Origin of the sequence: Halobacillus sp. BBL2006, assembly GCF_000786645.1 — a bacterium.
Lineage (GTDB): Bacteria > Bacillota > Bacilli > Bacillales > Halobacillaceae > Halobacillus.
Genome location: NZ_JRNX01000081.1, coordinates 1 through 9,672, shown reverse-complemented (window position 1 = coordinate 9,672; position 9,672 = coordinate 1). Strand labels below are relative to the sequence as shown.

General features: G+C 41.9%; 6 protein-coding genes. 3 read left to right on the top strand and 3 right to left on the bottom strand.

Annotated elements, in window-relative coordinates; genetic code table 11:
- The first annotated feature begins 284 nt into the window (after positions 1-284).
- Positions 285-3,440: a chitobiase/beta-hexosaminidase C-terminal domain-containing protein gene (locus LD39_RS03095; RefSeq protein ID WP_081988270.1), complete on the top strand. Its 3,156-nt coding sequence runs from the start codon at positions 285-287 to the stop codon at positions 3,438-3,440.
- Positions 3,441-3,483: 43 nt separating this feature from the next.
- Here LD39_RS03095 and LD39_RS03090 read toward each other — a convergent pair whose 3' ends face one another.
- Positions 3,484-4,944: an APC family permease gene (locus tag LD39_RS03090; protein ID WP_035542790.1), complete on the bottom strand. Its 1,461-nt coding sequence runs from the start codon at positions 4,942-4,944 to the stop codon at positions 3,484-3,486.
- Between the two features lie 618 nt (positions 4,945-5,562).
- On the opposite strand from LD39_RS03090, the gene LD39_RS03085 reads away from it, so the two are divergent.
- The gene (locus tag LD39_RS03085; protein ID WP_035542787.1) at positions 5,563-6,609 is read left to right on the top strand and encodes a glycosyltransferase family 4 protein; all 1,047 of its coding nucleotides are present in this window, start codon (positions 5,563-5,565) and stop codon (positions 6,607-6,609) included.
- A gap of 154 nt (positions 6,610-6,763) precedes the next feature.
- Here LD39_RS03085 and LD39_RS03080 read toward each other — a convergent pair whose 3' ends face one another.
- Complete coding sequence (locus LD39_RS03080; RefSeq protein ID WP_035542784.1) at positions 6,764-7,774, bottom strand: LCP family protein; 1,011 nt, start codon at positions 7,772-7,774, stop codon at positions 6,764-6,766.
- A gap of 19 nt (positions 7,775-7,793) precedes the next feature.
- A complete protein-coding gene (locus LD39_RS03075; protein WP_035542783.1) occupies positions 7,794-8,435 on the bottom strand; it encodes a YigZ family protein in 642 nt (213 codons plus the stop codon).
- 171 nt (positions 8,436-8,606) lie between these two features.
- Here LD39_RS03075 and LD39_RS03070 point away from each other — a divergent pair.
- Positions 8,607-9,672 (top strand): histidine kinase (locus LD39_RS03070; RefSeq protein ID WP_035542780.1); only part of this gene is annotated, 1,066 nt, incomplete at its 3' end.

Here is a 9,672-nt window from a genome sequence, read left to right as displayed (position 1 = left end):
TTTTATTTTTTCTTCTTACACGTATGATTCGTTTTCCCATTTAAAAAACACCTCAATTTACTAACCTCTCAAAGTACCATTCTACCACATATGAAAACACCCATACGACACCCATCGATTGTCTGATGATTCGTAACATACTTGTTATATATAGTTCAAATGTCGCGTTTCATTGGAATGATTTATCTATTTTTACAAAAATAAAATATAAACTGAATTCTGAATTTTATATACTGAGAGATAGAGTAAGAATTTATCAAAATTTGTAAGGGAGGCATCACATTTTGAAAAAAGCAGTGATTTGGTGTTTTATTATGGTGCTTTTGGTCGGTTCAGCTATTACTCCTTTCCCTAAGGTAGCGAACGCTGAAACACCGGGAGACTTATTGATTTCAGAGTATGTCGAAGGATCGAGCTACAATAAGGCGATTGAGATCTTCAACGGAACCAGGGAAATCATTGATCTTTCTGATTACACAGTTGAGCTCTATTCAAATGGAGCCACAACAGCAAGTACCACTTATGATATGGAAGGAACTTTAGCGAACGGAGACGTTTTCGTTATCTCTGATTCACAAGCCGGGGAAGCGATCCAGAATGTAACAGACGTAAACAGTGGAGTAGTAAGCTTCAATGGAGATGACCCGCTTGTTTTGAAAAAAGGAGGCGAGGTTGTTGATTCCATTGGGCAAATTGGAAGTACTGATGAATTTGGGAAGGATGTCACATTGCTTCGTAAAGCGGACGTAGCGGCAGGCGATACAGACGCTACAGATGCTTTTGAAACGGCAGACCAATGGGATCAATACGCCAAAGATACGTTTGAGTATTTAGGTAACGCAGGCGTACCAGAAAGTGAAGCAGGAGAAGTTCAGTCAATCGCCGATGCACGTCAGGTGGACAGCGGCCAGACGGTAACGGTTGAAGGGATTGCTACGGCATCGTTTGAAGCTGGCGGACAAATTAACTTATACATACAAGACGATACAGCAGGCATCATTGTTAGAGGCCCGGGCATCACAGCATCCGTAGGGGATCAGGTGAAAGCAACGGGTGAATTCGATGAATATTACGGCATGCAGCAAATTTCAACTTCTTCAGCCCAGGTTGAAGTGACGGCTGAAAATGCAGGTGTACCCGAGGCACAGATTGTCGATGCTGCTCAATTTACTGCTGATGCAGGCGAAGAAATCGAAGCAGAATTCGTTCAAGTCGGTCCGGTCGAGATCACAGAGAAGAATCAATATGGTGATTTTACCGCACAAGGCGAAAATGGAACGTTTTTAATTACACCGGAGAATGAAGACTTCCTTGAAATCGGCAAGACGTATGAACAAATCAAAGGTGTAGTGAACTATAGTTATAGCAACTATAAACTTGTTCCACGCACACAAGCGGACATTATTGAAAAAGTATTTGCGGTAACGGCTAGCCCGTCTTCTGGACAGGTCGTAAAAGGCACGGAAGTCACATTGAATACAGCTGAGCCAGGAGCAACCATCCATTATACGGTCGACGGCTCCCAACCGACAGCAGATAGTCAAGAGTATACGGATGCGATCGTCATTGAAGAAGACGTGACGATTAAGGCAGTTGCTGTACGTGACAACGGGGACGTCAGTGACGTAGCCACCTTTACTTATACAGCTTTGAAACCTCTTAATCAATTGGAAATCCATGATGTTCAAGGGGCTGCTCACACTTCACCTTATGAAGGGCAAGTCGTACAAAATGTGGAAGGTGTTGTAACGAAAGTAGACGGTTCAAACAGCTTCTTTATGCAAAGCACAAATCCAGATGATAACTCTAAGACTTCAGAAGGAATCTACGTGTACAAGCGTACCGCAGGAGTAGAAGTCGGAGATCTTGTCTCTGTCACTGGTAAAGTAAAAGAATGGCGCGAAGATGGTTATTCTGATGCAGATGATTTATTAACGACCGAAATCAACGGTTCAAGCCTTGAGGTCGTTTCCTCTGATCAAGCACTTCCTGAGCCTGTCGTGATTGGAGATGACCGCACACCACCGACAGAAATTATTGAAAATGATGCCCTTGATGCATTTGATCCTGAGGAAGACGGCCTCGATTTTTATGAAAGCTTAGAGGGAATGTTAATCGAACTTCCAGAAGCGAAAGTCACGGGTCCAGTTAAATATGATGAATTGCCGGTCTACGTGGAAACAAGTGAAAATCAGTTGATAACAGACGCAGGAGGATTGTTAATTTCTCCAAATGATTACAACCCTGAACGTATGCTCATCGACGTCGACGGAATAGATGTTCAAGCGAAGACAGGTGATTTTTTCAAAGAATCTATTACGGGTGTCGTCAGTTACGACTACAGCAACTACAAAATCCGCGTAACAGGCGAATTCCCTGAGATCTATGATGGAGGAACGGAAAGAGAAGCAGCGAAATTGAAAGGTCTTAACCAAAAAATGACGGTTGCTAGCTATAACGTAGAAAACTTCTCAGCAGAAACCAATCCTAAAAAAGTCGCAAAGATTGCAGAATCGATCGTAGAAAACTTAAACACGCCTGATGTCGTTGGCCTCATTGAAATGCAGGACAACAATGGTGCAACAGACGATGGCACGGTTGACGCGAGTGAAAGTTACCAGACGCTGATTGATGCAATAGTGGAAGCGGGGGGACCTCGCTATGCATTTACAGACATCGCTCCTCAAGATAAGACGGATGGGGGACAGCCAGGTGGGAACATTCGTGTTGGGTTCATTTACAATCCTGATCGTGTGACGCTCACAGACAAACCATCAGGTGACGCTGTCACAGCAGTTGATGTGAATGATGAAGGTTTGACATTGAATCCAGGACGTGTCGACCCGACAAATGATGCGTTTTACGATTCAAGAAAACCTTTAGCTGCAGAATTTGAATTTAATGGAGAGAAAGTTGTCATTGTTGCAAATCATTTCAACTCCAAAGGTGGAGATGACGGATTGTTCGGAGCTTCTCAGCCTGTAGAATTAGGCAGTGAAAAACAACGCATCGAGCAGGCGAAAGTCATCAATAATTTTGTGCAAAAAGTAGAAAGCGAAGTAGATAACGCCAACGTGGTCGTATTAGGTGACTTGAATGATTTCGAATTTTCGGCACCAATCGAAACGCTAGAGGGAGATATTTTAGCCAATATGATTGAGGAAGTCCCACATGATGAGCGCTACACTTACATCTATCAGGGGAACTCCCAAGTATTGGACCATATCCTTGTCAGTAAAGATTTGAAGAAACAAACGAAAATAGAAACGGTCAATATTAATGCAGACTTTTCCGAAGCCGATGGACGTGCGAGCGACCATGATCCGGTTTTAGCTCAAATCCATATCAAGAAAGATAACGGCCATAAACATAAAGATTGGTTTCCTCAGTGGCTTTATAGCATTTGGAATAAGTATCTTGGTGACTATTTTGGCTTTTAGAATAAGAAAATCCCCGCAGCAATGAGCGGGGATTTTTTCTTGCTTAAATTTCTTCTTTTTCCAGGATGAGATAGTTCATCTCTTTACGGTCGATGCTATTGTAACGCTTTGCGTTCACGAAATAGAAGACGATACCGATCACGATCCATATTCCTAGAGCAATATAGGATTCTTTTCCTAACGATGCAGGTGAGCCCGGGAATAGCAGCAGAATGAGAAAACCGATGGAACTGATCATTCCGATCAGGGAAAGCAGTTTTCTTCCTGGTGCTACAACATCATAGGATCCATTTGATTTGCTATTCTTTGACCAGCGGAAGAACTTGTAAGCTGTCGCTGTACAGAAGAAGTACGCGATCGCTACACCTGTAGAGGACATATCAACGACCCAAAGCAAGGCCTGACGGCCAAACCATGGGGCAATCAGACAAATCGCCATTGTGAAAAGAATTCCGACGTAAGGTGTATGGTATTTGGAGTGTAATTTCCTAAATACGTTCGGTAAAATTCTTGCACGACCCATAGCGAAAGTTAGGCGACTAGAAGAAATGTAAAAACCATTCAGTCCAGTAAAGATGCCCATCGATACGGCGATTCCGATGATCAGAACACCGGCACGTCCCATATAACTTTCTATGGCGTCACCTGTACCCCAGACGGAATTGTTCGAGTTAATCTGAGCGAGAAGGTCCTGCCATGGCATCGTGCTTGCCGTAATCAAGATCATGGCACTGTAGGCAAGTCCTGCAGCAAGTAAAGACCAGATAATTAATCCAAAAGCCTTTTTCGGTTCAAATGTGAATTCCTCAGCCGCCTGAGGTATGTTATCGAAACCAACATAGGCGAAAGGAGCAAGCGCCAAAATTGATAAGATGGATGCGATGGCTGTTTTATTCGGTTGGAATGCTGGTGAAATGTTTTCAAGGCTCGGACCTTCTGTAAACATTGCGCCTACTGCGAGTAGCAAAATTCCTAAAATAAGGATAATACTGAAAATGAATTGTGTACGACCTGAAAAACTTGCTCCGCGAATGTTTAAAAAAGCAAAAACGATAAGAGCAATGCTGGCAATAGCAATTTGAATGATTGACACTTCATAACCAGCTACTTTATACATATTCCCTGTTCTGACAAAGTCGGGGAATAAGAATTTAGCAAGTAAAGCAAGAGCAGATGCATTCAAGGCCACAATACAAATGTATCCTAGCGTCAAAAACCATCCCGCGATGAAAGCGAATTTTCTACCGAATCCGATATAAGCATAGGCGAATTCACCACCTGTAACAGGAAACTTCTCAATAAGGAAGCCATAACTGACACCGATGATCATCATTAAAATGGCTCCAAGTAATATACCGATCACTACACCGATCGGTCCGGCCTGACTGATCCAGTCTGTCGGTAAGACAAAGGCTCCCCATCCGATGGCCGACCCGAAGGCAATAGCCCAAACCCAATGGGCTTTCAGAGACCTTTCCAGTTTCTTTCGTTCATTTTTTACCATGATTCGATAATCCTCCTAAAAAAATGACATGCCATACATTGTAATGAAATGAGAATGAACAATGCAAATGATATCTTAACGATCCTATTAGGTTTATATTGACTTAAGAATTGCACTCTAAACCTGATTATGAATAGGGTTATGGATTTTTATCATCCTTTCAAGGAGAAGAGCGAAAATTACTCAGAAAATTCGACAAACCACCCCTGAAAAAATGGTGAACGCTCGAAAAGATATAAAAGTTTTTGGAGGGGATCCACCTGGAAAATGGAAGCATACTTTTATGATGCTTTGGTCTTGTTCATTAAAAAAGAGTGAGCGACTATTTTCCTGTTCTTGAAAAATCTTGAAACTTTGATGCAGCCCGACCGTCCAGGTATAAGAAGGCGAATTCTGCTGTGGAAGATTTTGTCGGAATGCCCAAATAGGTGTTTACGATTGTTAAAAAAAGGCTAACAAATAATTAAGAAAAAATGTATGTCTCATCACCCATTGTTGTGCTATAATCTTCTAAGATTATTGTTCGAAGTAGAGCAGGATTTATTCAATAAGAGATGGAAAAAATAGAGTAGCTTACTTCAAAGTGGAGAGGACATAATAAACCTGAGGAGGGTCTTTATGGAGTATAAGGCCTTGTTATTCTGCTTTATTGCTTCGATTTTAATTACGCCGCTCGTTAAGAAGCTGGCCATTAAAATTGGAGCGACCGATAAACCGAATCATCGAAAAGTTCATAAAATCATCATGCCTCGCTTAGGTGGACTAGCAATATTTCTTAGTTTTGCCATCGGCTTATTGATTTTCTTCCCTGAAAGTAAATTCACTTGGCCTGTCTTTATAGGGGCAAGCATTATTATCATCACTGGCGTTCTCGACGATATGAGGGAACTTTCAGCAAAAGTGAAACTTGGTGGCCAATTATTAGCTGCTGTCGTCGTTGTTATCGGTGGTGTTCAAGTTGAATACATCAACTTGCCCTTTGGTGGTCAGTTGGAATTCGGATACTTGAGCATTCCGATTACGATCTTGTGGATCGTTGGAATAACCAATGCGATAAACTTAATTGACGGCCTGGATGGTCTCGCAGCTGGTGTATCAGCGATTGCCCTTTTAACGATTTCAGGAATGGCGATTACGATGGGGAACGTATTTGTTGTCTTTGCCGGTCTGATGATGTTAGGAAGTACATTAGGGTTTCTCCTTTACAACTTTTACCCCGCTAAAATTTTTATGGGGGACACCGGTGCCTTGTTTTTAGGCTTTATGATCAGTGTTCTTTCTTTACTCGGATTTAAAAATGTTACGTTGTTTTCATTCATTATTCCGGTCATTATTCTCGGTGTGCCGATTTCAGATACACTATTCGCTATCGTACGCAGAGTAATTCAGCGGAAACCGTTGTCTGCACCTGATAAATCTCACTTACATCATTGTCTGATTAACTTGGGATACAGCCACCCTGAAACGGTATTGATGATTTATGCCGTGAGTGCACTCTTCAGCTTAGCAGCTGTGATCTTCTCACAAGCAACGATGTTCGGTGCCATGTTTGTCATTGCTCTCCTCGTCCTCATGATTGAGTTGATTGTGGAAATGACAGGCTTAATCGGAAAAGAATACAAACCGATCCTTAATTTGATTAAAGATTATCGTAAACAAAGATAAAAACAATAGCTGCCTCGTAGATCAAAAAAATCTATGGAGGCGGCTTTTTTTATGATGTGTTGATTTAAAATCATTATTACCTGGGAAATATCCCGTCGAATAATGATATAAAAAACACGAATGGAACTCGTTAAGTTCCATTCGCGTTTCTCATTCACATTTCATCTGAGCCGTTGTCATCGTCTGCAAATGAATTGATCCCTTGATCCTCTTCTTTGGGATCAAGTTCTAGATGTGTACGCAGTTCACTTTTTGTTGATAGCAGACTGTCCTCATAGACGTTATAATACCAGACGCCATCTTTTCGCATTCCTTCGCCTTGAAGTTGCATTTTTTCAAAGGATAATCCTTGTTTTTCTAGAACATAATCTTTAAAGGAGATCATTTCATCGAAGGTTAAGTTTGTTTTGAGATTGTTGCTGATGGAATTAAGTATCTCATTGAAATTATTAATAGAACTCGTTGTCATGGATTGCCTTACGATTTCCTGAATGAGATCCATTTGGCGCTGCCCTCTTGCAAGGTCGCTGTCATACTTTCGTGTTCTTGCGAGCGCCAGGGCTTCTTCACCATTCAATGTCTGATAACCTTTTTTGAGCTCAATGGCTCCTGCTTTATCTGAACTATTCTGCTCTGTAATGTCAAAAGGAACGTCATAAGTGATTCCGCCAATGGAATTCACAACCTCGATGAAAGAATTGAAGTTCAAACGTACATAATAATCAACAGGAACATTAAACATCTGCTCCACAGATGCAACGGTTGCATCGATGCCTCCAAATGCATGGGCATGGGTAATTTTGTCCTTGTAGCCGACTTCTGGGATGTAGGTGTAAGAATCACGGGGAATACTTACCATTTTGATGGATTTGTCATCGTCATTAAATGTCGCGAGTACGAGAGCGTCAGACCTTGTTGCATTTGATGATCGTTTTTCACTATCGTCTATTCCAACGAACAATACTGACGTGTGGTCATATTCTGGATTGACCACCTCAACACGCTTGTCCGACTTTTCACCGCGGGCCAGCTCTCGATGGGATTCCACGGCTGTTTGTTTCACTTGATCAGTCAGATAAGCTGCATACCCAGCTGCTGCTCCGACACTCATAAGGAATACAAAAGCCAAAGACCATAGGGATATTTTGAGCTTTTTGTGCTTCATGGTGGGGAACTCTACTCCTTTATTCGGGAGTCACATCAAACTCTACATAGGATGATTCTCCCTGTGTAATCGTAGCTTGATTACTTGTAAGGTCAATAATCCAGTTTTCGAACTCTGTTTCTTGACCACTTTCTACATATACTATTAGTTCCACATTTTCCATGTAATTAATCGTTTGAAGTGCATATTTGGAGTTGCGCACTTCATTTTCTACTTTTCCTAAAAGATGATACTCGACCGTCACTTTCATCTCGTTCATGAGCTGACGTTTTACAACTCCGGTTTTATCAATCGCAGCAGAAGTCGTACCGGAATAAGCCCTGATTAATCCTCCGGCCCCGAGTTTGATGCCGCCAAAATAACGGGTAACCACAACTGCCGTATCTTTCAGTCCTCTTCTTTTTAGGACTTCAAGCATCGGTACCCCGGCTGTTCCACTCGGTTCCCCATCGTCATTAGCTTTCTGAATTAAATCATGTTCACCGATCATATAGGCAGAGCAGTTATGAGTCGCATCGTGATGTTTCTTCTTGATTTCCTGGATGAAAGATTGAGCTTCTTCCTCAGTTTCGCATCTTTTTACATAGCCGATAAACCTGGATTTCTGTATGGTCACTTCTTCTGATCCTTCGGGTTTTACTGTATAATAATTTTCTAACATTATATGCCGAACCTCCTAAGCATTTATTATATAATCGGGAGAAACTTTCGGCAAATAAAGGCAACGTTTATCAAAAAAACAGTACATACTATTTTTTATCAAATAAAACCCCCACAAATCGACTTAGGTCGAACGAATGAGTGTGTGTGAATATTGATGGAGGGACTAGTGATGAGTGATAAGAAACTTCGGGACAAAACATTAGATTTCATCATCGACGAAATGGTCGATACTGTGACAAACAGTAAAGATGAAATTTTCCAGATTGGTGAAGAATCCCGCACTGAATTTGAAAAACTAAACCAAGAATTGCTTGAAACAAAGCAACAGGTCCTTGCATTCATCGATGAAGGAGACAAGCTCGAACAAAAAGTCCGCTTCTCCCGCATACGCTTATCTGAGGTCAGTAAGCAATTCCAGAAATATTCCGAAGAAGAAATTAGAAAAGTATATGAACAAACTCATGGACTGCAAATGGAGTTGTCCATGAAACGTGAAAAAGAAAAACAACTTAGAGAACGACGCGACGACCTTGAAATTCGATTGAGGAATCTGGATGAAACGATTCATCGTGCAGAAGCACTAGGGGGCAAAATCTCCGTCGTGCTGAACTACTTGACGGAAGACTTCAAGCACGTGACCGATGCTCTGGAAGACGCGAAAGAGAAACAAAAATTCGGCTTGCAAATCATTGAAGCCCAGGAAGAAGAAAGGCGCCGTCTTTCAAGAGAAATTCATGACGGACCAGCACAAATGCTTGCAAATGTCATGTTAAGATCTGACTTAGTCGAACGTACATATCGCGAACGCGGTGTGGATGCAGCCTTGGTCGAGATGAAAAATGTGAGGAAAATGGTGCGCTCAGCCTTGTACGAGGTTCGCAGAATCATCTATGATCTGCGGCCGATGGCATTGGACGACCTCGGGCTCGTTCCGACGTTGAAAAAATACCTGGCCACTGTCGAAGATTATAATGACTTGACCATTACGTACACTTCATTTGGAAAAGAGAGAAGACTAGAATCCAAATATGAAGTAGCGCTCTTCCGGCTGATTCAAGAAGCCGTTCAAAATGCAGTCAAGCACGCGAACGCTTCACACATTCAGGTGAAAACCGAAATGAAACCAGAATCAGTCATGATCATAGTGAAAGACGATGGGGGAGGCTTTGATCCTTCCGTTAAAAAAGATAAATCTTTTGGCTTAGTCGGAATGCGTGAGCGGGTAGATATGCTTG